A 24,711-nucleotide genomic window follows, 5' to 3' on the forward strand; every position below is an offset into this window, starting at 1 on the left:
CGTCAACAGGGTCAGATGTGTATACCAGACAGTACCAATACGTGCCCATCAGCTACGAGACCGTGGCCAACGCGTCCACCCAGACCCGCAGCCTGGACCTCTCTGACGGCACCCGCCTGCACGCCAACGTGGGCACACGCGTGAGCGTGCGCTACACCCTGGCCGAACGGCATATCCGCGTCGAGGGCGGCGAGGTCTACATCGATGCCGCGCCCGACCGCCGGCCGCTGATCGTGGCCGCGGGCGACGCGGAGCTGCGCGACATCGGCACCGAGTTCAACGTGCTGCTGCTGCCCGACGTGCTGCAGGTCGGCGTACGCAGCGGCGAAGTCAGGCTGAACGCGAAGGGCGCCAACGCCCCCGCCGCGCAGACGCTTCAGGCCGGCGACATGGTGCTGCTGTCGCGCGCCGACGCGCGCCTGTTGCGCCGCCAGCAGGTGCCCGCCAGCGAGATCGGCGCCTGGCAGGGCGGCGTGGCGGTGATGCACGACACCACCTTGCAGCAGCTGGCTGGCTACCTGGCCCTGTACCGCGACACGCCGCTGCGCTTTGCCGACGAGCGCGCCCGGGGGTTGCGCCTGTCCGGCACGCTGGATTTGCGCCAGCCCGACGCGGTGCTGGACATGCTGCCCGGCCTGTTGCCGGTGACGGTCAGCCGGCGACCGGACGGCGCTGCGGTGATCGGCAGCCGCTGAAGATAAGAATTAAGAATTATTTTTAATTAGACAGGTTCGGGTTTTAGCGGCTGGCGCGTCTTCCCCAGTTGAAGATCCACTTCCAGACTGGGGAAAGTCCATGGCGCAACGCCATTTTCATCGTCGGCTGAGCGCCGGCCGTTACGCGCTGCTGTGCGCACTGTCCATGACTGCCGCCTTGGCGGTGCAGGCGCTGGCGCCATCCGCTGCGCACGCGCAAGGCGCGGCCGCGCAAACCTTCGACCTGCCTGCCGGCAACCTGGCCGACGCGCTGGTGGCGCTGGGCCGGCAGGCGCAGCTGCAGGTGCTGTTCAGCCCCGATGTGGTGGCTGGCCTGAGCGCCCCCGCCGTATCCGGCTCCATGACCCCGCAGATCGCGTTGAACCGCCTGCTGGCGCGCAGCGGCCTGGTGGCCGTGCAGAGCGGCTCGGGCTTCGTGGTGCGGCGGCCGGCCGACCCATCCTCCAACGAAGCCACCACGTTGGCGCCCGTGACGGTCACCGGCCGCGACCTTACCGTCACCGAAGGCACGGGGTCCTACACCGCCCCCGCCGTCACCATCGGCAAGAACGCGCAGAGCCTGCGCGAGATCCCGCAATCGGTCTCGGTGGTGACGCGCCAACTGCTGGACGACCAGAACCTGACCACGCTGGACGATGCCATGCGCACCGTCACCGGTATCACGGTGGAAGCAGGCAGCATCGGCGGCAACCATGGCAACTTCTACTCACGCGGCTACGCACTGGACACCATCCAGGTCGACGGCGTGAACACGCCGGCCAGCACCGGCAACGACCTGTCCTCGGGCTTCGGGCTGGCCATCTATGACCACATCGAAGTGCTGCGCGGACCTTCCGGCCTGTACCAAGGCGCGGGCGATCCCGGCGGCACCGTGAACCTGGTGCGCAAGCGTGCGCAGAGGGAATTCGCCTTCAGCGGCCAGGTCATGACGGGCTCCTGGGACCGCTATTACACCGAGGCCGACATCACCGGCCCCCTGGACAGCGACGGCCGCCTGCGCGGCCGCCTGGTCGCATCCTATGACGACCGCAAATCCTTCGTCGACGGCGTGTACACCGAGAAGCCGCTGTTCTATGGCACCCTGAGCTTCGACCTGACGCCGGACACCGTCATGACCGCCGGCGCCACGTACCAGCAATACAAGGGCCGCCCGTTCTTCGGCCTGCCCGGCTACACCGACGGCCGCTTGCTGGACGTGCGCCGCTCCACCAACCTGGACCCCAGCTGGAACCACATCACCGAAGAAATCACCGAATACTTCGCCGACGTGGACCACCGCCTGGCCAACGGCGGGCGCATCAAGGTCAGCGGCGTCTACCGCGAACAGGACGAGCCCAGCCGCGAGTTCGGCTGGTCCGACTGCGCGGTGGACCCCATCACCGGCGACACCTGCCTCGTCAGCTGGAAGTACCGCAGCCACTGGAAGACCTACGGCCTGGACGCCTTCGTGGCCACGCCCTTCGAAGCCTTCGGCCGCCAGCACGAACTGACCGTGGGCGCCGACTACCGCAACGTCCACAAAAACTTCCGCTACGGCGGCGGCGACAACGCCGACACCAACCTCTACCACCCCAACAACAACATCCCCAAGCCGGACTACCAGTTCACCAACGGCAACGACAGCAAGACCGACCAGTACGGTCTGTATGCGCGCACCAATCTGCGCGTGACCGACGCGGCCACCATCATCGCTGGCGGCCGCTTCACCTGGTGGGAAAACCGCACCCAGAACCGCAACGCCTACTTCAACCAGTTCACCAACACCAGCGACAAGATCAACGGCAAGTTCACGCCCTACCTGGGCCTGGTGGTGAACCTGAACGAGCAGCTGTCGGCCTACGCCAGCTACACCAGCATCTTCACGCCGCAGACTGTCACCGACGTCAACGGCCAGTTGCTGGACCCGCGCACCGGCAAGCAGTTCGAGATCGGCCTGAAGGGCGAATTCCTGGACAAGCGCCTGAACGGCCACGCCGCGCTCTTCCGCATGGAAGACGAGAACCGCTCGATGACGGATCCGGACAATCCGCTGTTCTCCATGGCCGCGGGCAAGATGCGCAGCCAGGGCTTCGAGGCGGAAATCAGCGGCAGCCCCGCGCCGGGCTGGGACATCACCGCCGGCTACGCCTACACCACCACCAAGACCCTGAAGGGCACGGAAGATCAGAAGTCGCAGCAATACGCCTTCATCACGCCGCGCCACACCTTCAACCTGTGGACCAAGTACACCTTCGCCACCGGCACGCTGGAAGGCCTGTCGCTAGGCGCAGGCGTGCGCAGCGTCAGCAGCATGTACCGCCTGAACGGCCCGGTGAAGTTCGAACAGCGCCCGTACACCACCGTGTCCGCGCAAGCCGGCTACCGCTTCAACAAGCACCTGGAAGGCACGTTGACGGTGAACAACCTGTTCGACAAGGTCTATTACCAGCGCGTGTGGGCGGCGTATGGATCGAACTACTACGGCGAGCCGCGCAGCGTGATGCTGAATCTGCGGGCGACGTACTGAGAGGCCGGGGCCTTGGGAAAGGCCCCGTCTTAATCGCGCGCCAGCACCCTCAGGAAGCTCACCGCGCATGCAAGGCCCGCGATCAGCGCGCCTATCCATAGCGCGACGCCGGCGCCGTCCTCGCCGGCAAGCGTGAAGCACGCGGCCACCAGCGCCGCGCCGCTCGCCTGCCCGATGAGCCGGGCGGTCGGAATGACGCCGCTGGCCGCGCCACTGCGCTCCGCCGGTGCGCTCGTCGTCAGCGCCTTGAGGTTAGGCGCCTGGAAGAATCCGAAGCCCGCGCCGCACAGCGCCAAGCGCCACATGATGTCCGCATCCGACGCCTGCGCAGGTAGCAGCGCAACCAGGACCATGCCCACGCACAGCACCAACAGCCCCCCGCCGCCCAGCAGCGCGACGGAACGCTTTTCCGACAAGTAGCCCGCGATGGGCGCGGTGAACGCCACGACGATCGGCCAGGGCGTCAACAGCAGGCCCGTCTCCACGTCGGTGCGGCCCAGATTCATCTGCAGCAGAAAAGGCAAGGCCACCAGCGCCAGCCCCTGCGACGCATACGACAGGATCGACGTCAGCACCGACATGGCGAAGACCGGCAGGCGCAACAGATCCAGCGGCAGCATGGGCGCGGGATGGGCACGTTGCCGGCGCAGCAGCAGCGCGCAACACACCGCCGCCGCGCCCGCCTCCAGCAGGATGCGCGGCCAGCTTGCAAAGTGCGCCGCATCGCCGAGCGTCAGCACGGCCAGCGCGAAGGTTGCGCCCAGCAACAGCGCGGCCCAGCCGTCGAAACGTGCCGGCGCGCGACGCGGCGCATTGTGTGGCAGCGTGCGCCACGCCATCGCCATGCCCACGGCGCCCAGCGGAATATTGATCAGGAACAGCCAGTGCCAGGTGCTGACGGCAAGAATGGCCGAGGCAACCGAAGGCCCGACGACATAGGAAACCGCCACCGTGAGCGCATTGAGGCCCTGGGCGCGGCCGATCTGGCGGTTGGGGAAGGTCAGGCGGATCAGCGCCGCTCCCACCCCCAGGATGCCCGACGCGCCCACGCCTTGCAAAACGCGTGCGGCAATCAGCATCGGCAGGGAGTCCGCCAACCCGCAAGCGACCGACGCCAGCGTGAACACCAGCAGTCCGTAGAGATAGACGCGCCGATGGCCCACCCTGTCGCCCAGCGCCGCAAAAGGCAGCAGCGTGGCTACCATGGCGATCTGATAAGCGTTGATGATCCAGATCGACGCGTCCGGCGCGGCGTTCAGGTCCGCCGCGATGGTGGGCAAGGCGGTATTCGCGATGGAGGTGTCCAGCGTGGCGATCGAAGTCCCCAGGACCAGCGTGGAAATCGCCCACAGACGCTGCCGCACCGGCAAGCCGTCGCCCGCCAGGGAAGGAGCGATGCTGCTTTCAGCAAGGGATGGCATGCGGGACGGCTCCTGGGCGGCGTCCCGCGCCACGGCAGAGGTTGCCGTGCGGGACTCGGGCGTGGCAAGCTGCTGCAAGAATGGACCCCAGCATAGCGCTTTTGCAGTCCGACACAATTGGCAAATTGTTGTCCGGCGCCCGCAACCGCGGCCCATTAGCATGACGCCGCACACCATGGCATGCCGCCATCAGGACCAAGAACGACATCCGGCCACAGGCCCAAAAGAAGCTGTCCAAAACATGAAAACCACTCTGAAAGCCAGCTCCCCCTCCAACATCCGCAACCGCTTGCGCCGCACTGCCATGGCCGGCCTGTTGGCATCGACCCTGGCGGCCATGTTCAACCCTGCCGCGACGGCCGCCGAAGCCGCCGGCGCCGCGGCGCTACCGCCCACCGCCCGCGCCACCGCCATCGCGCCGCCCGACGCGCCCACGGTGATGTATTCCATCTACCAGATCGACGGCAAGGGCGCCGACTCCTACGAAGTCGCCAACGGCAGCATCGCCACCTTTTGGTTCGGCCACGCCTTCGAGCTGGGCGGCACGGGTTACTACACCGGCTTCGTCTGGGACACCCGCGAACGTTATGGCAAGCCCGGCGAAGACGAGGTCGGCCCCGGCACCCAGGTCAACCTGGCCGAAGCCACCTTCACCCTGACCGGCTCCACGGCCGAACGCCCCTGGAAGTTCCGCGGCATGGAGCACACCATCGGCATGTTCGGCGCCTATGAAAAACCGGAAGACGTGGACACCCGCCGCAAGCCGGTGGAATACCGCACGCCCGGCGGCAAGCTGGTGCTGGCCGTGCCCACCGAAGGCTTCGACAACGGCATCAGCTTCAGCGGCTACGCGCTGCTGGTCTTCAATCCGGCGGGCCCGGACGAGGGCGCGGGCTGGACCTACGTGGGCAGCATCAACACCGGCGAAGACAACAGCGCGGCCTGCGCCGAGGGCGACGTCATGCCCTGCGTGGCCAGCTCGGGTGAACTGGTCTTCTCCGCGCACGGCGGCAGCGACATGCCACGCGTGACCGTCAAGCGCAGCGGCACGGAAATCTCCGGGCCGGACAAGACCCGCCAGCTGGGCGCGGGCGATGCCGTTATCTACGCCTACGACGCGGCCAGCAAGAAGTACGCGGAGAAGTAAGGCCGGCGTCGATGCCAGCAGGGCGCGCAGAGCGGCTGCGATGCCCCCATGCAGGTCCGCTTGCGCCTGCGCCGCTACGTGAGATTCAGCCCGCCATCGGAAAGCAGGATCTCGCCGGTCAGATAATCCGACTCGGCAAGCATGGAGACCGCCTGCGCGATATCCTCCGGACTGGCCGCCCGGCGCATCGGCGCCTTGTCGCGCCACAGCGCTTGGGCCTGCGTCCAATCGGCCGTCATCGGCGTGTCGACCAAGCCCGGCGCAACCGCATTCACCCGGATATGCGGAGCCAGCGAAACCGCGAGCAAGCGCGTCACATGATTGAGCGCCGCCTTGGTCGCCGCATAAGGAATGGAAGCGCCCTTGGGCCGGATGCCAGCGTGCGAACTCACATTGATCACGCAAGCAGGCCGGCCATGCGCCGCCGCCGCTTGCAACGCGGTCTGCGCCTCGGCCACCAGGCGAAACGGCGCCACCACGTTGACCTCATGCAGTTCATGCCAGATGTCCGGCGTGGCGGCGGCCAGATCCGCATGGGGAATGACGCGGCTGATTCCGGCGTTGTTGACCAGCACGTCCAGCCGCCCCCACGCCGCTACGGCTTCCCGGACCAACCGGACCCGATCGGCATCGTTCGCCAGATCCGCCTGCACGTAGACCGCCTCGCCCAGCTCGCGCGCCAAGGCATGGCCGGCTTCGGCCGAGCGCCGCGAATGCACGACCACCGCATAACCGTCCCGCGAGAGGCGGCGGGCAATAGCCTCGCCTATGCCGGAGGTCGAACCCGTGACCAGCGCGACGGGACGCGTACATGGCAGATTGGACATCGAGGAATCTCTTGCTCAGAAATGCGCCGCATGCGGCGGGAAGGCGACAACTTAACACCGTGCTGAAGAACGCAGCGCGACGGCGAGGCCATGCCTAGACTGCCGGGCCAACGTCCTGGTGCGACGCGCCGAGCTCGCCAGACACCCACTCGCAGAACGCACGCGTCAGAGGATCGTCTTCGCTGTCCCGATGCACCAGCCAAGCCCATTTGGGGCCTCGCACGGTCTGCTCCGTCAATGCCGCCAGCGAACCGTCGCGGCGCGAACGCTCGGCCAGCAAGCTGCTGACCAGCGCCATGCCCAGGCCCTCGCGCGCCGCATCCAGCAACTGTCCCGGGTCGGAGCAATTCATGCCCTGGCCGCGCTGGCCCACGTCGGCGCCGCCCTGCGTTTCCCAATGGCTCCAATCCATCTCGCGCTCGCCATGCAGCGTGGCGCGCGTGTCCGCCGCCAGCAGGCGCGGGTGGCAGGCGGGATACATGCGGTCCTCGACCAGCACGCGGAACGCGCAATCGGCCTGCGGGCCCAGGTCGTCGCGCAGGGCGATGTCTATGGTCTGCTTGGCCATGTCGGGCGCGGCATCACTGGTGTACAGCCACAGATCCGCCTCGGGATGCAGGGTACGGAAAGCCTCCAGCCTGGGCAGCAGCCAGTGCCGCGAAAACGCCGGGCTGGTGTTCACGATCAGCTGGTTCGGCTTGCGGTACTGGTCCAGCCTGCGGATGCCGGCCGCCAACTGCTGCAGCATGGCCTGCGTCGTGCCCAACAGATCCCAGCCCGCATCGGTCAACGACACCGCGCGTCCCTGGCGGAAGAACAGCGGCTGGCCCAGATAGTCCTCCAGGCTGCGCACCTGCTGGCTGATCGCCGATTGCGTCAGGTGCAGTTCATCAGCCGCCTTGTGGAAACTGCCCAGCCGGGCGGCCGCCTCGAAGCCGCGCAGCACGTTCAGGGGAGGCCATTGCTTAAGCATATCGATAAGCCCTGCTAATCATAATTCCGCTAAATATATCGCTTGTCCAGGCGATTTGGCGGGAAATACACTGCAATTCATGAGGTGCGCACCTTTGACTCCGACATAACCATTTTTTATCGATCATCCAGAATTCCAGGAGCCCCACGTGCCCACCCGCCGCCAACTCATCCAACACACCGCCACGCTCATGGGCGTCCACGCCGCCGCCTCGCTGGGTTTGGGTCTGCTCGCATCCGGCGCGCGGGCTGCGTCCGCGCCACGGTGGCACATGCCCGACGAGGGCGCCCCCCAGGCCCGTGCCTTCATCGCCTTCGGCGCCCAGGACGCCATCTGGGAAGACTTCACGGCCGACGTCCAGGCCGCGCTCGGCCGCATCGCCCGCGCCATCGCCACGCACCAGCCCGTCACCGTGTTCTGCCGCAGCCGCGAACGCAGCCTCGCGGAACGCCACTGCGGCACCGACAACGTCAGCTTCGTCGAAACCCGCCTGGACGACGTCTGGATGCGCGACATCGGCGCCAACTTCGTGCTCGACGGGCGGGACGCAACCACCGGCGTGGACTTCAACTTCAACGGCTGGGGCAACAAGCAGCGCCACGCGGCCGACGCCAAGATCGCCGCCGAAACCACCGAAGTGGTTGACGCCGAATACCTGCAAAGCGAACTGGTCGGCGAAGGCGGTGGCATCGAAGTCGACGGCCGCGGCACCGGCATCATGACCGAAAGCAGCTGGATCAATGCCAACCGCAACCCCGGCTGGAGCAAAGCGGAAGTCGAGGAAGAACTGAAGCGCTGCCTGGGCCTGCGCAAGATCATCTGGCTGCCCGGCATCAAAGGTAAGGACATCACCGACGCCCACGTCGACTTCTACGCCCGCTTCGCGCGGCCCGGCGTCGTAGTCGCCAATCTCGACATGGACCCCGACTCCTACGACTACGCGCTGACCCGCAAGCACCTGGAGATCCTGCGCCGCGCGACGGATGCCGACGGCAAACCGCTGGAGATCCACACCATGAGTCCACCGCTCAATCCGCGGCGCAGCAAGTTCCTGCGAGACAACCCTGACTTCGCCGCGGGCTACATCAACTACTTCGTCATCAACGGCGCCGTCATTGCGCCGGAATTCGGCGATGCGGAAGCGGACGCGAAGGCGCGCGATCTGCTGGCGCGTTTGTATCCGGGACGCAAGGTGGTGCAGTTGGACATCGACGCCATTGCATCAGGCGGCGGCGGGATTCATTGCGTGACGAATCAGTTGCCGGCGGCGTAGTTCACGGGATTCCGCGAGAGGTCCCGCGGGGCCACAATCCAGACACCGTTATGCTGTGGCGGCCGTGGTAGAGTCGTGCGTCCTTCCTGTCGCACTCCATCACGTCGCCACGCATCACAACCAGGCTGGCCCATCCGGCAGCAGGCCGGAACCCGCAAGGCACGCGTGGCAACCCTATTGCGGAGCGGAGCATGAACACACAGACCCCGGCTATCACCCCGGCGCGTACCGCCTTGCTGGTCATGCACTACCAGACCGACATCATGGAACTGTTCCCGTCGGTCGCCCCCGCCTTGCTCAACAACACCCGCCAGCTGTGCGACGCCGCGCGACGCGCGGGCGTAAACGTTTACTTCGCCAAGATCCACTTCAGCCCCGGCTACCCGGAAGTCAGCCCCCTGAACAAGAACGGGCAGGGCATCAAACGGCTGGGCCGCTTCGTCCACGACCGCATCTCGCCCGAGCTCGGTCGCCGCGAAGACGAACCCGTCATCATCGCCCACCGCGCCAGCGTGTTCTTCGGCACGGATCTGCAATTGCGGCTTTCCGCGCAAGGCATAGACACGCTGATCATGGTCGGCGTCGCGTCCACCGGCGTCATGCTGTCATCCATCGCGCATGCCAGCGACGCGGACTATCGCTTGCTGACGGTCAAGGACTGCTGCTACGACCCGGACCCGATCGTGCACCAGCACCTGTTCGCCACGGCGTTTGAATCGCGCACCACCGTGCTGTCGTTGGACCAGGCCTTGTCCTTGCTGGCGTAGCGGACTGCTAAAAAAAACCTGCCTCCATGCCCCCTGAAGGTTCATCTTCGCCGTCCATCATGTCTTTTCGAACCATACCCGCAGAACCTTACGCGCCACGCCGCATGGCATTCATCGAGCAATGGCGCGAAGACGACCAGGCCATCAAGGCGTACGCGATACAGCGCAATCCCGATCCAGCTGTTCCGTTGCTGCCTGCCGAGATAGCCATGGCCGCCCGCAAGACCGCGATGAGCGCAGTACAAGACGCCGCAAGCGATCCGCGCGCAACCGGCCTGGGTTTCTGCATCGTGCACGTGGGCGAGGAGGCCGTCTGGCTGCTGGTGGACTGGTGGATTTCCGGCGGCATCCTGTGCCAACAGATGTACTCCGCGCCGCTGCATCAGCCTGAGCAGTTTCAGCCCGTGCAGGGGCCGTTCATTGCATGCGTATGGGAGCTGGAGGTGACCACGCACGAGCGCGGCGCGTGGATGCGGCATGCGCTGCGAGAGACGCCGGATATCAACGCGTATGTGGCGGACGTGCTGCCTGCGGGCAGCTATTGAGATTGCCTCAAACAGCGCTGCGCCTATTTCCTGAGATAGGACTTCTTGCCGCTATCGGTGTAGCAGTACGTTCCACCCCGTGGCCCGGTGCAGTATTGGCCATCGCGGCAGCTACACGCGCCATTCGAGCCAGACGCCGAGGGCTTGGAAACAAGAGGCTGTGCGTTGGAATCCGGACTTGAACACACGCGCTTGGATGCGCTGATCGAACCGTCGCGGCACAGAAACTGTTCCCCGACGCAACGCTCCACGCCGCCCTTCTTTCCGGAACAGGGATAGTTCGCCGAATGGGCCGTTGCGGCAAACAGCAGGGCCGCCAACAACAGACCAAGACGCATCATCATCCCCTTGGAAGAGCGGCGGAAGCCGTAGGCGATCAGCTATCGCAACGGCCTTCGGCCGCCAGGTTCACTTCGGATTTGGAGATCACCCGCTTGCCTTCCTCGTCCGTCACCTGCTCCACGCCGGCGCCGCCCACGAATACGCCCACCTTGATGAATTGGCGCACGAAATAATTCTTGCCCGCTTCCATCATCACCATCAGATCGTTCGGCGAAAACTCCGATTCGGTGGAGACTTTGTGCTGCTCGTTGCCAGCGACCTGCGTGTAGAAGAACACGCGGTCCGCGGTTTCACCCAGACACTTGCCGTTGACGTACACGTCCTTCTTCAGCGCCTTGCCCACAAAGCTGTCCCGGTAGACGTACAGGCCGGACTTTCCTTCGTCCGGCGCCGGGAACGATTTGGCCTGCTTGTTTTGTTCAGCTGGCGCCATCGGCACATTGGCGCAACCCGCGATCGTCATCACGCAAGCGGCAGCGGCCGCCAGCTTCAACATCTTTTTATTCATGTGATTCATCTTCTTCAGCTTAGTTATCTGCCGCTTCCTGCCCTCCGCAGGGGAACGGGTAAATGTATCCAAGATATTCTAATAATGTCACATGAATACCAAATAAGCTATCTCGCAGTAGGAAATACTGCTGTTCCCGGATTAGAAATGGCAGACTACGACTCCCCGGCGACATCGCAGCCTGACATCTCCCTCGCCCATGAATAAGACCGAAGGCGCAACCTTCCAAATGGCATACGACAAGGGCAGCTCGCACTTCAGCGATCTGCACTTCCACGACTGCACCTTCGACAACTGCGCCCTGTCCATGGTGAAGATCCCACAGCGCATGTCGCGCGTGCAGAACGTGCGCCTCTCTAAATGCCGAGCGGTCAACTCGATGATCCAGCCCTGCATGTTTGAAGACGTGCTGATCGAGGACTTGTCCACCAACCCCACCCTGCTGGTGTGGGCCTCGTTCTTTCGCCGGGTCAAACTGGTGGGCAAGATCGGCAAGCTCAACCTCAACCTGACGCCCACCGCGTTCTGCAAGGACGGCCGCCTACTCGATCAGTTCGCAACCGCGCGCGCCGCCTTCTACGCCGAGACGGATTGGGCATTGGATATCAGCGAAGCCAAGCTGCTTGGCCTGCGCTGCGAAGGCGTGCCACTGCACCTGATCCGGCGCGATCCGCAAACGCAGGTCATCGTGGACAAGCAGGGGCGCTATCCGGGGTACCAGGCCCTGGGAGCGGATTTCGTCCGGGCATTCCCGGGCATTGCCAGCGTGCTCCATGGCTTTGACGAATCGCCCAATCCATCCATGCTGCTGACCGCCTCGCTGGCCGCGCCCAAGGCGCGACGGGACGAGGAGAAGGGCGCGATCAGCGAACTCAGGACCTTGGGATTTGTGGAAGAGAGTTCGGCGTAATCCTGCGCGCAAGCCCGCTGCTCAGCGAGGCTACCGAAAGTACGGCGCAAGCCAGAACCACGCCGCAACACTTATCCCCAACCATAGCGCCACGATCATCACCGCACCCGCCAGACTGCGCGGCTTCGCGCCTCCCTGCGCCTGCATCCAGGCGTCCGCCTGGCCTCGGCATTCCTGCAGCACATCGGGCGGCAACAGTTTGATGGCCAGCCAGATCAGGCCGGGCAATAACAGCACGTCATCGATGTAGCCCAACACGGGGATGAAGTCGGGAATCAAATCGATGGGACTGAGCGCGTACGCCACCACGAACAGGCCCAGCGCCTTGGCGTACCAGGGCGTGCGGGCGTGCTTGCCGGCAAACCATAGCGTCAGGCCGTCGCGCTTGATGCGCTTGGCCCAGGCTTTCAGGCGGTCGCTGAGGGTCATGCGAGGGAGCGGGGTCTCGTGCCGAATAGCCGTGAATGGCCGTAGTCTGACACAGCTTTTCCGCTCCGGTGACGGGTCAGGTCAGGGCTTGCGATCGATCACAATCCGATTGCCATCCCGGCTGCACGTCAACGTATCCCGATACACCGCGCAGAGCTGATCTACCAACGCTGACCAGCATGCGCCGCTGACCGGCTGAGAGATTACGACGGTCTCGGCTCCGCCCTTCAAAAGAATATCGGCGCCCGAGTTCCGGCGCAGCCCCTCGGCGATCGAACCTAGTGTGCGTGGAGCCCCTGAAAATTCCTCCGCATTGGCGGGAAACCTGTCGTTCAAATGCCAATAAATCCCTCCGACCAACGCAATGGAGACGAGTATCAGGAACACGCCGACCGGCCCTTTCAAACCATACTTGTCGATGAACGCTTCCACCTCGGGCTTGGTGGTAGTCGTAGGGGACGGCCTGGGTCGAAATAACAGATACAGCCCAAACACGAACAAGATCAGAGCCACCACAGCGGTCAGGCAAAGCATGGCCCAATCCAGTCCGGGAAGTTCTCGCATGCATGTCAAATCCATGGTTGATCACCGTTTCTCGTCGGAGAAGAACAACACCAGTAATTGCGACACTTGCTTGTAATCCATCAGCACATAGCCTCGCCCGATCTCAAACTGGAAGCCCTCCGTCCACTTCACCGAAAGCGGCGGCCTTTTTCCCTGGAATACCTCCGATATGACGTTGCTGTACTTCCTGGAAAAAATGACGATCTCGTTATCGATCTGTTTGACGGGCAACTCCGCGATGACGACGGTCTGTCGAAACAAGCTGCCTCGCGCCAGGACCGGCAGGGCGCTTTCAATGAAGCCGCTCTCACTCAAGGCCGACGTGTCTCCCGATTGCGCGAACGCCAGATAGCGGGGGAAGATCTGCGCCGCGGATTGCAGCTGCGCTGGGTACGCGTCCTGCCCAAGTATCGAAGTGAGAACCGCCTGATTGGCCCCAATACCCGAGAAACCGTATTCGCACTTGCGTCCGCCGGCATACCGCTGGACGGTGCACGTCCCGTTGACGCTATAGGCCTCGTATTGCCCGGATGAGAAGCGGCATTCACAGTATTTCGCCGGCGCAAGCGGCGTTGGAACCGGGGCGTTCTGGCCAGTGCCCTGCGCTTGCGCGGTGGCGCCCAACGCCATGAACAAGGCCCCAATGACGGCCAAAGCGTGCTGGATGAATCGAGAGTGCGGCATGGGTACACCTCGCTTTATTCAACCACCTGAACGGGATAGTCGAGCTTGCCGCACATTTAATAACGATCCCGCGCGGTCTGGGCGAGGATTAATCCATCAGGAGTGATCCAGAAGTGCGCGCCCCAGCACATGTGGACTACGACGCCCCGGGCAAAATCCGTAGTCTGGCGCCGTTGCGGCCGTGCCTACAGTGGCTGACAGCCACCGCTCACGCCTGCGACGCCTGGAACCGCCCGCGCCTCAGAACGGCTTCACCACCACCAGCACAATGATGAGCACGAGCGCAATCGCCACCAGCGGCAACAGGTTTGCGCGCGCCGTTCCTTCACCGCCACCCGCAGCCTCAACCGTCCGCCGCAGCCGCCCGGCCTGCATTCCATGCGCCGCGGCCAGCCCCAGCACCAACGCCAGCTTCACCGACAACCAGCCGCTGCCAAACCATCCCGCGCTCGCCGCCAGATACACGCCCGTCGCCAACGCCCCTACCATCGCCGGCGTGGTCAGCGTGCGCTCCCATCGGCGCAACAAGCGCAATCGCGCCAGCTCCTGCGGCAACGCCGGCCCAGGCAGTTTCGCGGCTGCCGCCAACACGAACCCCTGCACCACCATCCCCGCCACCCAAAACAGCATCAGCGCGATGTGCAGCGACTTGATCAGCAGATACCCCATCGCTCACGCCCTTCTGGCGGGTGCCACGGCGCGGTCCAGTCTGCGCGCGATCACATAGCCGCCGAACGGCACCAGCGTCGCCAGCAAGGTCAGCAGCAGCCGCTTGCGCGGCCAGTCCTGCGCCGACGCCACATTGCACGCCAACGCGATGTAGACCATGAATGCAACGCCATGCACCGGCCCGATCCACGACACCGGCGCCGGCACCCCGGCCAGATGCTTCAACGGCACCGCGACGCCAACCAGCGCCAGCAGCGTCGTCCCCTCCAGGACCGCCGCCCACTTGAACAGGGAGTGTGTCGAACCGCCGGAATCTTTCATGGAGAAGGCCACCGCAACGCAAAGGGAACCGGCATTGTCCGGGCTGGCGCAATCGCCTGCCATTGGCCAAAATGCCAATCTTCGAAAGAAATCCGCCAACCGTGCGATCGGGCAGATCTGGCCCTTCGCAACCGCCGGAACCCCAGGCATGCCCAAGAAAGCCCCTCATCGCATCGCCGTGCTCGCCTTCGACGGCCTGGTCGCGGGCGACCTCGCCGCGCCTTGCGAGATCTTCCAGCTCGCCGAAACCCTCGATGGCCGCCGCCCCTACGAACTGCAGGTCTGCGCCAGCAAACCCCGCGTCCAGACCCACGCCTTTGACCTGCACATCCGCGCCCGCCTAGACGTGGCGCGTCACGCGCACACCCTCATCGTGCCCGGCCTGGCCGACCCGAGCCGCGATGTCCCCCGCGACATCCTGGACCTGATCCGCCACGCCCACGCCGCAGGCGCCCGCATCGCCTCCATCTGCACCGGCGCTTTCGTCCTGGCCGCCAGCGGCATCCTCGACGGCCTCAAGGCCACCACCCACTGGAAAGCCGCCGATCAACTGGCCCGCCGCTACCCCGCCATCGACGTCAATCCCAACGTGCTGTTCGTCGACAACGGCCAGATCCTCACCTCCGCCGGCGCCGCCGCCGGCATGGACCTGTGCCTGCACATGATCAAGCGCGACCACGGCGCCGCTGTGGCCGCCAACAGCGCCCGGCTGGCCGTGGTGCCGCTGGAACGCGCTGGCGGCCAGGCGCAATTCATCGTCCGGCCCACGCCGGCCTCGCACACGGACCTGACGCCACTGCTGCACTGGATCGAGAGCCGGCTGGCGCAAAACCTGACTGTCGGCGCGTTGGCCGCGCAGGCCGCGGTAAGCGTGCGCACCTTGAACCGTCGGTTTCAGGAACTGCTAGGCGTCAGTCCCTTGCAGTGGGTGATCCAGGCCAGGGTGAACCGCGCTCGGGGGATGCTGGAGACGACGGACCTGCCGGTGGAGCGGGTGGCGATGGAGGTGGGATTTGGGTCGGCGGTATCGCTGCGGGAGCATTTCACGGGGATCGTGGGGACGAGCCCGATGGGGTATCGCAGGGCGTTCCGGCGCGTGGCTTAACGAGGTCGGGGTGCCAGGCGCGCCGTTGCCTTGTCGTCTCTAAAAACGTGCCGGGCGATTCTATTTCTGGACGTCCTGCCGCTGACGCTGGTACGTGTCATAGGATTTGGACGCGTCGCTCTGGCAACGCTGTCGTTCCTGATTATCGGCGATCTTATTGCAGTCATTCTGTTGCCAGGATTGACCCGTGTCATACAGCTGGCGGGACGAGCAAGCCGCCCCCGCGGCGGCCACTACGATGCAGACGAAGATCAGGGCGTAGCGCAAAGGAGTCTCCTGAGAGCGCGGCGTGAGATTGGCGAGTACTGGCTGCGTATGACTGGTGGGCTGCAGGGTTACGGTTTACTTTTTTTCGACCGGGAGCGCCACATTGATTCGCATGCGATCCCTCTCTGCGCGTGTGCAGGCGGCCGAATCAGGCTCTGCGCGGGAATCCCGGGCTCCATGCGCAGGCTCCAGATCATCGGCAACGTCAGGCCACCTGCAAGGCCTGCTTATCCCGGCTGCGGCTACCTGCTGCGGTTTCAATAGCGCGCAACTTCGAGTCCCGAATCCTGACCTGACACAGGGTGAATGCCCGTCGGCGTGGCTAAGGGTATCCGCAAGACCGGAATACGCCGCACAGAGTAGACTGGCCGCCTGTCCATCCGTATCGAGTCCTACTCCATGCTAGTCAAAGCCCTACGTGTCGGCCTGGGTCAAATCATCGTGCTGGGCGACGCCCTCACGCGACCTCGCCCGCAACAGCGCTCCGCGCAAGGCCAGACCACGGTCAACACCGAAGCGGCCAAGCTGTCGCTCTACCAATTCCACGCCTGCCCGTTCTGCGTCAAGACGCGGCGCGCCATCCACAAATTGAACGCACCCATCGCGCTGCGCGACGCCAAGGGCGATCCCGAAGCGCGCGCACAATTGCAGGCAGGCGGCGGCAAGATGAAGGTGCCGTGCCTGCGCATCGACGACGCCGCGGGCACGCGCTGGATGTACGAGTCCAGCGACATCATCGCCTACCTCGAACAACGCTTCGCCAGCGTGGCCTGACGGGAGTGCATGGGCATGCCCCGCCTGGCTCGCCTGTCTTTCATCACCATGGCCGCCATGGGTGCGCTGGCCGGCTGCGATTCCTCGTCCTTGCAACCCGCGCCGCCCGGATCAAAACTCAACGCCGAAGCCGTCGCCACGCGCGACACACCGCCGGAGCTGCAATTCAAAGGCGTACTGGCCGGGCAGCCCGTGCATCTGCTGGTGCATGAATGCAAGGTATACAAGGTCGAGCCCGCCGAAGGCGAGAACGTGAAGTGGACGCTGGTGCTTGAAGGCGACTTCTCTCTGCTGCCGACCATCTGCGTCCAGCAGCGGCTGACCGAGAGCAAGGGGGTGGTGACTGCGTTCTTGGGGCGGCAGGCGTTTGCGGCGGGTGGGTGTTGCACGGGGACGCCGGAGTATCGGTCCAAGGATGGGGTGAATTGGAAGCCGCGTTGAGTGCGGGCTTTGTGCTCGCCGGCGCTGACTACGCCGTACCCCAAAGGAAAGCCGCAGATGGCAAATGACGACCGCAGCCTGATCATTCCCAGAAGAACGCCCGAATCAGCGGCCATGACGGCCAACATCAAACGCGCGATGACGATCACCGCCGCCCTCAACCGCCTCACCTTCAACGACGCCGCCGAAGTCCGCGCCTTGTTCAGCGAACTGATCGGCAAGACGGTCGATGACAGCTTCCTGTTGATCCCGCCGTTCTATACGACCGGCGGTCCCGACATCAGCGTCGGGCGCAACGTCTTCGTCAATCAGAACTGCACCTTTTATGACTTGGGCGGGTTGAGCATTGCCGATGATGTGATGATCGGGCCGAACGTCAGCCTCATTACGTCTGGACATCCGATCGAGCCTTCACGGCGTCGTGATTTCGTCACGGCGAAGCCCATAGTGATCGAGAGGAATGTCTGGATCGCGGCGGGTGCGACCGTTATTGGTGGCGTGACTGTGGGCGAGAACTCGGTGGTTGCTGCGGGTTCGGTGGTCACCAAGGATGTGCCGGCGAATTCGCTGGTGGGTGGGAATCCGGCCAGGGTGATTCGGTCGATTGCTGAGTAAGGCGGGCGCTCGAGCGCCGCGCCTCTGGCTGCTGAGTTTGGCTACTGGATCGACGACGGCGCGCCGTGCGTGGCGTCGCCGAGATCCGCATCCACCTCGCAAAAGCGCGCCTGCGCCAGCATGGCATCGGTCAAGGTGCCTAGGTGATCGCACAGGCCTTCCACTCCACCCATCAACGCCGCCACCGTCCAGGCGTCCAACGGCTGCCCGCCTGTTGCGTCGGGTTCGGATGCGCTGTTGCCGACCATACGGGCAATGGCCTCGATGGCGTGGCGGGCGCGGTCGATGTGGTGGAGATGGGAGAGGGGGACTGGGCCGAGTTCGGGGTCGGAATCTACGGACCAGGGGTTTTGGGTGAGGGGGTGGGATTGCATGGACTTCCTCCGACGATATGGGAAATCCCGCTGCCCCACTTCCAAATGAGGCGGGCGGGCACAGGACAAGGTTGGAAGACCGGATCGTCGGAACCGGCGTGCGGCTAGCGCACCCCTGCCAAGGCCCGCCCATTGGGGCGTGCGAAGGCGTGCGGACACGAGGTCAGCACCGACGAATTTACCGGCTTCCATTCCGGGCTACCGTTGGTGGCGGTAGAAGGAGGAAGTATACGAGAGGAGGTTTGATGCTATCCGCAGGGTGAATGACAATTTCGCCACTGACTGCTCGCATGTCTGCTTTCAACCCGTTGCGGTTGCCCGCCACGCCACCCACCAGCGCCTGTCTTGCAGCAAATTCCACCGCTCGCCTCGGCAGAACGGCTCCATCCGACCGCCGTGATGCTGACCTTCAGTTCGGCGGCAGCGTAGTCGCTAACTCTGGTGGGCGGTAGGATGTTTCATGTCTTGCTGCCAGCCCAATTTATCTCAGTCTGCAGGGTTCGTAACACGCCCAAACTCCCGTTTCCAACGCACACTACAGGTTAGAATGAGCGACTCAAAAGCTTGCCTGTATCGACTCAATATGACATCCACTGAAGAGCTCGCTAGTAGATTGTGGAGTTTGTGCCACGTCCTGCGCGATGACGGGATTGTTTACCACAAATATCTTTCCGAATTAACGTACCTGATTTTTCTGAAGAATGTTAAACAGCTTGGAGTTGAGAAAGATATTCCTGTTGGTTGTAGATGGGACGATTTGCTAGCAGCTCGTGGCCCGGGAATGCTTGGATATTACCGGAAAATGCTGACTAGGCTTGGTGAGGATGTGGAAGATGCAAATGTTCGAAGCATTTTCTCATTTCCCACCACTGTATTTTCTCACGACGAGAATCTTGAAAAAGTCGTTGCGGGGATCCAGGCAATTGATTGGCACCAATTCGACAAGGATGGTCTTGGGGGGATCTACGAGCACCTTCTCGAGCGCAATGCCTCCGAGGCTCGGTCGGGATCCGGGCAGTACTTCACTCCGCGTTCGTTGGTCAATGCAATGATTATGGTATTGCAGCCCAAAGCAGGTGAAGTGATCCTAGATCCAGCAGCAGGGACAGGTGGCTTTTTGATTGCAGCCCATCGAGCTGCAACAGCGCGGACTGCCCGAGGTCGCAGCTACGAGGGAATGGAAATTGAGCGCGACACCTATAGGTTGTGCCTCATGAACTTCTACTTGCACGGAATGCAAGGAACACTCATACATGGCGATGCTTTAACGGAAGACTCGGCCGCTTTGCAACCCGCCAATGTGGTGCTGGCTAACCCACCGTTCGGGGTCAGTGCAGGTGGCGCCCGCAAGCGACGATCTGATCTGCCGTACCCAACGGCTAACAAGCAACTTGCCTTCCTTCAGTGTATCAGTCTGGCGCTGGCACCTGGCGGTCGGGCTGCGGTAGTGGTTCCAGACAATGTACTTTTTGAACCCGGTGTTGGTCGTTCTATACGCCGAGACCTGATCGAACATTTCGACGTCCACACCCTGTTGCGTTTGCCTGTAGGGATCTTCTACGCTGCGGGGGTGCGGACCCATGTGATGTTTTTTAACAAACGCCGGAACCACAGCACTCCCCCCGCACACATTTGGATCTATGACCTCCGCAGTGGTGTTCCTAATTTCACGAAGCGCAAGACCATTCAAGACGGTGAATTTGAGGGTTTCATCCACGCATTTGGGAAGGACCCATATGGAACTTCACCACGCACTGAGACTGACCGCTTCAAAAAGATACCGGTCGCCGAAATTCGTGCCCGGGACTACGACCTTGACGTGAGGTGGGATAGTGACGACGCGGAAGAGACGGCCCCTGATCTGGCTGACCTGCTCGCTCAAATGGACGATTCCTTGTGCGCGGCGCGTGATGCTTTGACAGACATCAGTGCGGTAGTCGGCAGCGTGCAGTCTGCAAAGGGCTCAAACCTCACGGCTGATGAATGATGAAGGATTCTGAACGAGAGGGCAGCGCGACGCGCCTGGGCGACGTGGTGACTCAGGTTCTTAGTCGGACTTCACCCGCCGCCCTACCTCAAGACGAGCATTTCGTCGGCCTTGAAGACATTGCACAACATGGTGGACCAATCATGGGGTCCTCGCGCGTGTCCGACGTCAAGAGCACTGTTCATCGCTTTCACGTCGATGACGTTTTGTACGGCCGCTTGCGCCCCTACCTCAGAAAAGTAGCAGTCGCGGACTTCGACGGGCACGCTTCAGGCGAAATCATTGTATTGCGCTGCTCAGAAGCTATCCTGCCCAGATATCTTCGAATGGTGCTCCTAAGCGATGGATTCTCTTCATTTATAAATGCCAGCGTCAAGGGGGATCGACCAAGAACCTCGTTCTCGGCACTAGCCGATTTCGTAGTGACTCTGCCGACGGTTGAGGCGCAGGCTGAACTTGTAAGGCGAGAGGAGCAACTTACGCAAGCCATTGTGCAAATCGATGAAGCAGTGAAAACGCATACCTCCGCTTCTGCCTGCCTGCTCACTGCGGTTAGAAACCGGGTCGTGTGGCAGTGGAACGAAGACAGCGATAAAGTGCCGCTTTCGACTCTTCTTCAGTCCATCCAATACGGCACAACGGAAAAAAGCGTACAAAACCCTGGGGGCGTGCCTGTTCTACGCATTCCGAACATTTCGTCCTCTGGTGCCATTGACGGCACCCATCTCAAGTACGCTACGCAATCAACGATCGACGAGAAATTTCAAGTCAAATCGGGAGACGTGCTCCTTGTTCGATCAAACGGAAGCTTATCGTTGGTGGGCCAGGCTGCGCTGGTTTCGGAATCACACGACGGATATGGGTTCGCGGGTTATTTGCTTCGCCTGCGTCCTCGCGCAGGAGTTCTCAGTGCCTATTTGCTAGAACTCTTGCGCAGCGCTCCGTTCCGCAAGCTGATTGAGGCAGCCGCGCGATCAACAAGTGGGGTTAATAACTTGAGCGCCAGTCGGTTGGCCGCATTCTTGGTCCCGCAGCCCACCATTGAGAAGCAACTGGCGGCTGTCAACGTTATGACTGAGCTTATTGCTTCCACAACGAAGGCCACGCAGAAGCTTGCATGCACGAATAGAGCAGCGTTGAGCTTCCAGGAGGCGGCCCGATCATATTGGCTGGGTCAATTGCGTAGACAGGCAGAGCAGGCTGTTGACACGGTGCCGAAATTAGAAATGGTCAAGGAAATCCTACGGGAGGAGGATCATCCAATGAGTAACGACATCGAAATGGTCTTTTTGGGGGCGTTCGACCACCTCGGCGTTGACGCTGCAAGTTTTGAGACTTTAACTGCAGGAGTTAGAGCCGATTACGATACCTTGCGCGACGTCGTTTTCAAGCTATTGAATGAAGTACCACCGAAGCTCGCGCAACAGTTCGACGATCGAACTAAGAGCATCTTGCTTCGGAGAGTCAAATGAGGTTGATTTATCTTAAGATCCACCAAGCCGAAGCGTGCGGTAATCTGCTGAATGGAATGGTCATTTCCCTTGACAGAAGCGAAGCTAACGCTAACGGTTTTTCTACACTTTGCTTTGTAGGACCAAATGGCACGGGAAAATCTCAGGTTTTGCAAACTATAGCCGAGATTTTTCAGGATGCATGGCACACTCACGCGCCCGAGCAAGAACGTTCGAGCCCGAACAAGGGTCTGTCCTTCGAACTTATTTATGACATTGTTACGGAAGAGCAGAATAGGCAAAAGGTCAAACTGTCCCGACTCGAAAAGGATCGGGGGGCCGCGGTGCGCCTTGAACGGGCAGAAGGAAAAGGTTGGCTCGAGGTGTCGTCAGACGACATACTTTACGGCAAGTTGTTGCCTCCAATCGTGGTTGGCTACACATCGGGAGATAACGAAACGCTGAGCCTGCCGTTCTTCAAGAGTCGTGCCGGATATGCTAAAGATGTCACTTCGGCCGCACTGGATCCTAACCGATCAAAATCGAAAATTCCAAACACTAGGCTGTTGCTAATCGATTATGGGACCAACCTTGAAGTTCTTATAGCAAACTTGATGCTCGGACCCAAAAAACTGTGCGACAAGATGCTCGAGCATGCTTCATTATCGGGCCTTGCATCTTGGCGCTGCATCTTGCAGTTTGCTCCCCCCACCATCAGTAAGACTGCACCAATCAACGGGCGCCGTGGCGTCAAGCTGACCAATGAGCTGGAGGAGATTCTCCAAAAGCTTCGAGCCTGCTCCACAAGCCAGCACCACGATAAGGCATCCGACACCTATACGCTAGATTTTTTTGTGGATGAACAGACGCTTACTGCTTTCCGGTCGCACTGGTCATCTCCTTCCGATCTTTATCGTTCTTTTCACAAATTCGCGATGTTGAACGATTTGGCGATCCCCAAAAAAGTTCGTTCCAGATTAACGCGACAAATTACCCGAGGGCGCTTTGCTACACGTCTGCCAGAACCTCAGGACGAACATAAAGTCTTTCGATTTGAAGAGGTGAGATTTCATTCGACCAAAGGTAGCGATGCACAAGTCGACTATGTAGCACTTTCAGATGGCGAACACCAGCAAGCACAAATTTTTGGTGTTTTTTCGATGATTACCGAAAGCAATGCCTTGTTCCTACTGGATGAACCTGAATCGCATTTCAATCCGCAATGGCGGGTCAAGTTCATCGATAGACTGAGGTCGATTCCAATCCCAGCAGAGACTGCTCGGGAGATGATTTTAACCTCTCACGCTCCGTTCGTTCCATCTGACATGCGCCGTGAGCACGTTGTAATTTTTCGACGGTTGGAAGGTAATATCGAAGCCCGTAATCCAGATAACGAAACTTTCGGGACTAGTTTCGACAGAATTTTGAAAGATTGCTTTGAGGTTGACCCACCCATCTCGAAGGTAGCACTCAAGGAAATAGACAGGCTGATGCAAGAAGGGGACGTGGATAAGATTGAAAAAGCGCTTCCTCAGATCGGTGCTTCTGTTCAGAAAGCTTTTCTTATCGACCACATGGAGCAGCTGAAAGAGGAGGAAAAATAGTTGCTGTACAACTATCCTCCCATGGCTGGCCAGCCCCATTGGTTTCAATTGTTTATTTTTAGTTTGATCCTTGAGGGCCTTTCTGCAAAGACTGAGAATAGACAGGCAAATGACTGGCTTTCAATGATTCCGCATATGCACATGGACTCATTGCGCAGACGCCATGGACTCAAGATGCGTTACGCAGCGGTGGTGACCAATGCCGAACATCTGACTATGACTCAAGCCCAAGGGTGGATAGATTTCATACACACAACCAACGGCTATAACCAAGTTCTGAGTGGGGCCATAGGCCACCCGCCAAGCTCTGGATCCCAAGAGCAGTTCGACGTGGCTTTACATTCATTGGTCGATTTCGCGTTCTCTCTACTCGGCGAGCTCCCAGATTCGGCTACAGATCCGACGCCTATTCGGGATGCTATGTATCACAGAATCTGGCATTCATTGCCCACACCAGTCTGTCCATTTTGCGGTCTAGACCACTTCGATCCGCCACATCCTGACATGCCCAGACATGCCTTGGATCATTACTTGGCAATATCCTTGTATCCAATCTTTGGCGCACATCTTTCCAACTTAGTTCCTATGTGTAGTCGATGCAATTCAGACTACAAGCGCAAGCAAGATATTTTGACGGATGCAAACAATGTACGCCGCTTCTGCGTTGACCCGTATGGAACCCAAGCTGCACAAATTACGCTAATAAACAGTTCACCCTTCGGTGGCGTGAACAATGGCCAATTTCCCAATTGGAAGATCGAATTTGTACCCGATATAGCTGCTTTTGAGACCTGGGATTCAGTATTTAAAATACGACTCCGATACCGTGAGGGCGTTTTAGATGCAGAGTATCAAGACTGGCTCCACGATTTTTCCAACTGGGTAAAGGATGGCTCTATCGCAGTGATCGACAACAACAGCGCTAGCGCAGCTCTTTTGAGGTGGAGCCGTCTGTCTAAGGGGCTAAAAGATCGAGAGTTCCTGAAAAAGCCCATGTTTGAGATGCTTTCAGCTGCAGCCCTACAGAACACGCGAGAAGGCAATCGGCTCACTAGGATCATTGTGAGCCTGTGCTCTATGTGACCGTTTTCAGGCGCTGAAGCTGGTAGATAGACATCCGAATAGTGGTGTCACATCGAAATAATGTGCAGACTACAATTTTCCGCCGGCTCGCTGAATGGTCGCGCATCGGTGGAGCGATGCGCGCATAGCACTCGCTTGTCCGCATATAACGTGCTCCGCCCCGGCTACAGCCGTTGGGACGCCGTGATGGCGTATCGGGCCAGCCTCACCTCGGATAACAACCACTTCGGAATGCCGCCATCATCTCTGTTGGCGGCAAAGTACTCGTTTTGGCGTTGATGCGTGAGTGACGCAATCGTGGCAATCGATTTCCTCGGGCGGACGCATTGGGAATCAGCTCAAAATCAGACCAAATCAGCTCATTTCTTGAGCTGATTACTGCTAAATTGAGCTGATTCAACATCTTCA

27 protein-coding genes are annotated in these 24,711 nt (G+C 61.3%); 15 read left to right on the forward strand and 12 right to left on the reverse strand.

Annotation, left to right across the window (positions count from 1 at the left end):
* The first annotated feature begins 17 nt into the window (after nucleotides 1–17).
* Both IPU70_RS10155 and IPU70_RS10160 read left to right on the forward strand, forming a co-directional pair.
* A complete protein-coding gene (locus tag IPU70_RS10155) occupies nucleotides 18–695 on the forward strand; it encodes a FecR domain-containing protein (protein ID WP_207467006.1) in 678 nt (225 codons plus the stop codon).
* Between the two features lie 100 nt (nucleotides 696–795).
* Nucleotides 796–3,222 carry a TonB-dependent siderophore receptor gene (locus tag IPU70_RS10160; protein WP_207467008.1) on the forward strand — a complete coding sequence of 809 codons (2,427 nt, stop codon included), beginning with the start codon at nucleotides 796–798 and terminating at the stop codon, nucleotides 3,220–3,222.
* A gap of 29 nt (nucleotides 3,223–3,251) precedes the next feature.
* Here the strand turns inward: IPU70_RS10160 and IPU70_RS10165 are convergent, their stop codons facing one another.
* Nucleotides 3,252–4,643 (reverse strand): MFS transporter, encoded by a 1,392-nt coding sequence (locus IPU70_RS10165; RefSeq protein ID WP_207467010.1) that lies wholly within the window; start codon nucleotides 4,641–4,643, stop codon nucleotides 3,252–3,254.
* 241 nt (nucleotides 4,644–4,884) lie between these two features.
* On the opposite strand from IPU70_RS10165, the gene IPU70_RS10170 reads away from it, so the two are divergent.
* Nucleotides 4,885–5,790 (forward strand): hypothetical protein, encoded by a 906-nt coding sequence (locus IPU70_RS10170; RefSeq protein ID WP_207467013.1) that lies wholly within the window; start codon nucleotides 4,885–4,887, stop codon nucleotides 5,788–5,790.
* A 74-nt stretch (nucleotides 5,791–5,864) separates the two neighbouring features.
* On the opposite strand, the gene IPU70_RS10175 is transcribed toward IPU70_RS10170, so the two are convergent.
* Nucleotides 5,865–6,617 (reverse strand): SDR family NAD(P)-dependent oxidoreductase, encoded by a 753-nt coding sequence (locus IPU70_RS10175; protein ID WP_207467015.1) that lies wholly within the window; start codon nucleotides 6,615–6,617, stop codon nucleotides 5,865–5,867.
* Nucleotides 6,618–6,711: 94 nt separating this feature from the next.
* Nucleotides 6,712–7,590, reverse strand: a complete 879-nt coding sequence (locus IPU70_RS10180; RefSeq protein WP_207467017.1) for a LysR substrate-binding domain-containing protein — start codon at nucleotides 7,588–7,590, stop codon at nucleotides 6,712–6,714.
* A 148-nt stretch (nucleotides 7,591–7,738) separates the two neighbouring features.
* Between IPU70_RS10180 and IPU70_RS10185 the strand changes: the two genes are divergently transcribed.
* The 3 genes from IPU70_RS10185 to IPU70_RS10195 all read left to right on the forward strand — a co-directional run bounded on the left by IPU70_RS10185 (nucleotide 7,739) and on the right by IPU70_RS10195 (nucleotide 10,175).
* Nucleotides 7,739–8,863: an agmatine deiminase family protein gene (locus tag IPU70_RS10185; RefSeq protein WP_207467020.1), complete on the forward strand. Its 1,125-nt coding sequence runs from the start codon at nucleotides 7,739–7,741 to the stop codon at nucleotides 8,861–8,863.
* A gap of 191 nt (nucleotides 8,864–9,054) precedes the next feature.
* On the forward strand, nucleotides 9,055–9,630 hold the full coding sequence (locus IPU70_RS10190; RefSeq protein WP_207467022.1) for an isochorismatase family cysteine hydrolase: 576 nt from the start codon (nucleotides 9,055–9,057) through the stop codon (nucleotides 9,628–9,630).
* A gap of 104 nt (nucleotides 9,631–9,734) precedes the next feature.
* Complete coding sequence (locus IPU70_RS10195; RefSeq protein WP_207467024.1) at nucleotides 9,735–10,175, forward strand: hypothetical protein; 441 nt, start codon at nucleotides 9,735–9,737, stop codon at nucleotides 10,173–10,175.
* Between the two features lie 23 nt (nucleotides 10,176–10,198).
* Here the strand turns inward: IPU70_RS10195 and IPU70_RS33080 are convergent, their stop codons facing one another.
* The gene (locus IPU70_RS33080) at nucleotides 10,199–10,519 is read right to left on the reverse strand and encodes a hypothetical protein (RefSeq protein WP_371818900.1); all 321 of its coding nucleotides are present in this window, start codon (nucleotides 10,517–10,519) and stop codon (nucleotides 10,199–10,201) included.
* Nucleotides 10,520–10,551: 32 nt separating this feature from the next.
* Entirely contained in the window at nucleotides 10,552–11,025 is a 474-nt protein-coding gene (locus IPU70_RS10205; protein WP_242702418.1) for a DUF2846 domain-containing protein, read from the reverse strand.
* A 229-nt stretch (nucleotides 11,026–11,254) separates the two neighbouring features.
* Between IPU70_RS10205 and IPU70_RS10210 the strand changes: the two genes are divergently transcribed.
* Nucleotides 11,255–11,935: a hypothetical protein gene (locus IPU70_RS10210; RefSeq protein WP_242702419.1), complete on the forward strand. Its 681-nt coding sequence runs from the start codon at nucleotides 11,255–11,257 to the stop codon at nucleotides 11,933–11,935.
* Between the two features lie 30 nt (nucleotides 11,936–11,965).
* On the opposite strand, the gene IPU70_RS10215 is transcribed toward IPU70_RS10210, so the two are convergent.
* From IPU70_RS10215 to IPU70_RS10235, 5 genes are all read right to left on the reverse strand, one after another.
* Entirely contained in the window at nucleotides 11,966–12,364 is a 399-nt protein-coding gene (locus IPU70_RS10215) for a YkvA family protein (RefSeq protein ID WP_207467045.1), read from the reverse strand.
* A gap of 81 nt (nucleotides 12,365–12,445) precedes the next feature.
* The gene (locus IPU70_RS10220) at nucleotides 12,446–12,928 is read right to left on the reverse strand and encodes a hypothetical protein (RefSeq protein WP_242702420.1); all 483 of its coding nucleotides are present in this window, start codon (nucleotides 12,926–12,928) and stop codon (nucleotides 12,446–12,448) included.
* A 21-nt stretch (nucleotides 12,929–12,949) separates the two neighbouring features.
* Nucleotides 12,950–13,612 carry a hypothetical protein gene (locus IPU70_RS10225; RefSeq protein ID WP_207467048.1) on the reverse strand — a complete coding sequence of 221 codons (663 nt, stop codon included), beginning with the start codon at nucleotides 13,610–13,612 and terminating at the stop codon, nucleotides 12,950–12,952.
* A 240-nt stretch (nucleotides 13,613–13,852) separates the two neighbouring features.
* Nucleotides 13,853–14,281, reverse strand: coding sequence for a CopD family protein (locus IPU70_RS10230; RefSeq protein ID WP_088143627.1), 429 nt, complete (start codon nucleotides 14,279–14,281; stop codon nucleotides 13,853–13,855).
* Between the two features lie 3 nt (nucleotides 14,282–14,284).
* Nucleotides 14,285–14,602: a DUF3817 domain-containing protein gene (locus tag IPU70_RS10235; RefSeq protein WP_207467049.1), complete on the reverse strand. Its 318-nt coding sequence runs from the start codon at nucleotides 14,600–14,602 to the stop codon at nucleotides 14,285–14,287.
* Between the two features lie 148 nt (nucleotides 14,603–14,750).
* Here IPU70_RS10235 and IPU70_RS10240 point away from each other — a divergent pair, with 148 nt between their 5' ends.
* The gene (locus IPU70_RS10240) at nucleotides 14,751–15,707 is read left to right on the forward strand and encodes a GlxA family transcriptional regulator (RefSeq protein ID WP_207467050.1); all 957 of its coding nucleotides are present in this window, start codon (nucleotides 14,751–14,753) and stop codon (nucleotides 15,705–15,707) included.
* A gap of 60 nt (nucleotides 15,708–15,767) precedes the next feature.
* Here IPU70_RS10240 and IPU70_RS10245 read toward each other — a convergent pair whose 3' ends face one another.
* Complete coding sequence (locus IPU70_RS10245) at nucleotides 15,768–15,974, reverse strand: hypothetical protein (protein WP_207467051.1); 207 nt, start codon at nucleotides 15,972–15,974, stop codon at nucleotides 15,768–15,770.
* Between the two features lie 399 nt (nucleotides 15,975–16,373).
* Between IPU70_RS10245 and IPU70_RS10250 the strand changes: the two genes are divergently transcribed.
* From IPU70_RS10250 to IPU70_RS10260, 3 genes are read left to right on the forward strand one after another with little or no spacing between them, the layout of a single operon-like run.
* Nucleotides 16,374–16,748, forward strand: coding sequence for a glutaredoxin (locus tag IPU70_RS10250; RefSeq protein ID WP_207467052.1), 375 nt, complete (start codon nucleotides 16,374–16,376; stop codon nucleotides 16,746–16,748).
* 15 nt (nucleotides 16,749–16,763) lie between these two features.
* Nucleotides 16,764–17,189, forward strand: coding sequence for a hypothetical protein (locus IPU70_RS10255; RefSeq protein ID WP_207467054.1), 426 nt, complete (start codon nucleotides 16,764–16,766; stop codon nucleotides 17,187–17,189).
* A 57-nt stretch (nucleotides 17,190–17,246) separates the two neighbouring features.
* The gene (locus IPU70_RS10260; RefSeq protein WP_207467056.1) at nucleotides 17,247–17,804 is read left to right on the forward strand and encodes a sugar O-acetyltransferase; all 558 of its coding nucleotides are present in this window, start codon (nucleotides 17,247–17,249) and stop codon (nucleotides 17,802–17,804) included.
* Nucleotides 17,805–17,845: 41 nt separating this feature from the next.
* On the opposite strand, the gene IPU70_RS10265 is transcribed toward IPU70_RS10260, so the two are convergent.
* Nucleotides 17,846–18,178, reverse strand: a complete 333-nt coding sequence (locus IPU70_RS10265) for a hypothetical protein (protein ID WP_207467058.1) — start codon at nucleotides 18,176–18,178, stop codon at nucleotides 17,846–17,848.
* Nucleotides 18,179–18,725: 547 nt separating this feature from the next.
* On the opposite strand from IPU70_RS10265, the gene IPU70_RS10270 reads away from it, so the two are divergent.
* The 4 genes from IPU70_RS10270 to IPU70_RS10285 are packed head-to-tail and all read left to right on the forward strand — an operon-like array spanning nucleotide 18,726 to nucleotide 24,303.
* Complete coding sequence (locus IPU70_RS10270; protein ID WP_207467060.1) at nucleotides 18,726–20,165, forward strand: class I SAM-dependent DNA methyltransferase; 1,440 nt, start codon at nucleotides 18,726–18,728, stop codon at nucleotides 20,163–20,165.
* Entirely contained in the window at nucleotides 20,162–21,637 is a 1,476-nt protein-coding gene (locus IPU70_RS10275) for a hypothetical protein (protein WP_207467062.1), read from the forward strand. The genes IPU70_RS10270 and IPU70_RS10275 overlap by 4 nt, the downstream gene beginning before the upstream one ends.
* Entirely contained in the window at nucleotides 21,634–23,220 is a 1,587-nt protein-coding gene (locus IPU70_RS10280) for a restriction system-associated AAA family ATPase (RefSeq protein ID WP_207467064.1), read from the forward strand. The genes IPU70_RS10275 and IPU70_RS10280 overlap by 4 nt, the downstream gene beginning before the upstream one ends.
* Entirely contained in the window at nucleotides 23,221–24,303 is a 1,083-nt protein-coding gene (locus tag IPU70_RS10285; protein ID WP_207467066.1) for a hypothetical protein, read from the forward strand.
* The last annotated feature ends 408 nt before the right edge of the window (nucleotides 24,304–24,711 follow it).

This window comes from Achromobacter sp. SD115, from assembly GCF_017355315.1.
Classification (GTDB): domain Bacteria; phylum Pseudomonadota; class Gammaproteobacteria; order Burkholderiales; family Burkholderiaceae_B; genus Achromobacter; species Achromobacter xylosoxidans_B.

Bases quoted from the DNA above. Each gene is read 5' to 3' on its own strand.
- IPU70_RS10160 (WP_207467008.1), top strand. From the start codon at position 796: ATGGCGCAACGCCATTTTCATCGTCGGCTGAGCGCCGGCCGTTACGCG.
- IPU70_RS10165 (WP_207467010.1), bottom strand. From the start codon at position 4,643: ATGCCATCCCTTGCTGAAAGCAGCATCGCTCCTTCCCTGGCGGGCGAC.
- IPU70_RS10170 (WP_207467013.1), top strand. From the start codon at position 4,885: ATGAAAACCACTCTGAAAGCCAGCTCCCCCTCCAACATCCGCAACCGC.
- IPU70_RS10175 (WP_207467015.1), bottom strand. From the start codon at position 6,617: ATGTCCAATCTGCCATGTACGCGTCCCGTCGCGCTGGTCACGGGTTCG.
- IPU70_RS10180 (WP_207467017.1), bottom strand. From the start codon at position 7,590: ATGCTTAAGCAATGGCCTCCCCTGAACGTGCTGCGCGGCTTCGAGGCG.
- IPU70_RS10190 (WP_207467022.1), top strand. From the start codon at position 9,055: ATGAACACACAGACCCCGGCTATCACCCCGGCGCGTACCGCCTTGCTG.
- IPU70_RS10195 (WP_207467024.1), top strand. From the start codon at position 9,735: ATGGCATTCATCGAGCAATGGCGCGAAGACGACCAGGCCATCAAGGCG.
- IPU70_RS33080 (WP_371818900.1), bottom strand. From the start codon at position 10,519: ATGATGATGCGTCTTGGTCTGTTGTTGGCGGCCCTGCTGTTTGCCGCA.
- IPU70_RS10205 (WP_242702418.1), bottom strand. From the start codon at position 11,025: ATGAATAAAAAGATGTTGAAGCTGGCGGCCGCTGCCGCTTGCGTGATG.
- IPU70_RS10210 (WP_242702419.1), top strand. From the start codon at position 11,255: ATGGCATACGACAAGGGCAGCTCGCACTTCAGCGATCTGCACTTCCAC.
- IPU70_RS10215 (WP_207467045.1), bottom strand. From the start codon at position 12,364: ATGACCCTCAGCGACCGCCTGAAAGCCTGGGCCAAGCGCATCAAGCGC.
- IPU70_RS10220 (WP_242702420.1), bottom strand. From the start codon at position 12,928: ATGCGAGAACTTCCCGGACTGGATTGGGCCATGCTTTGCCTGACCGCT.
- IPU70_RS10225 (WP_207467048.1), bottom strand. From the start codon at position 13,612: ATGCCGCACTCTCGATTCATCCAGCACGCTTTGGCCGTCATTGGGGCC.
- IPU70_RS10230 (WP_088143627.1), bottom strand. From the start codon at position 14,281: ATGGGGTATCTGCTGATCAAGTCGCTGCACATCGCGCTGATGCTGTTT.
- IPU70_RS10235 (WP_207467049.1), bottom strand. From the start codon at position 14,602: ATGAAAGATTCCGGCGGTTCGACACACTCCCTGTTCAAGTGGGCGGCG.
- IPU70_RS10240 (WP_207467050.1), top strand. From the start codon at position 14,751: ATGCCCAAGAAAGCCCCTCATCGCATCGCCGTGCTCGCCTTCGACGGC.
- IPU70_RS10250 (WP_207467052.1), top strand. From the start codon at position 16,374: ATGCTAGTCAAAGCCCTACGTGTCGGCCTGGGTCAAATCATCGTGCTG.
- IPU70_RS10255 (WP_207467054.1), top strand. From the start codon at position 16,764: ATGCCCCGCCTGGCTCGCCTGTCTTTCATCACCATGGCCGCCATGGGT.
- IPU70_RS10260 (WP_207467056.1), top strand. From the start codon at position 17,247: ATGGCAAATGACGACCGCAGCCTGATCATTCCCAGAAGAACGCCCGAA.
- IPU70_RS10265 (WP_207467058.1), bottom strand. From the start codon at position 18,178: ATGCAATCCCACCCCCTCACCCAAAACCCCTGGTCCGTAGATTCCGAC.
- IPU70_RS10270 (WP_207467060.1), top strand. From the start codon at position 18,726: ATGAGCGACTCAAAAGCTTGCCTGTATCGACTCAATATGACATCCACT.
- IPU70_RS10275 (WP_207467062.1), top strand. From the start codon at position 20,162: ATGATGAAGGATTCTGAACGAGAGGGCAGCGCGACGCGCCTGGGCGAC.
- IPU70_RS10280 (WP_207467064.1), top strand. From the start codon at position 21,634: ATGAGGTTGATTTATCTTAAGATCCACCAAGCCGAAGCGTGCGGTAAT.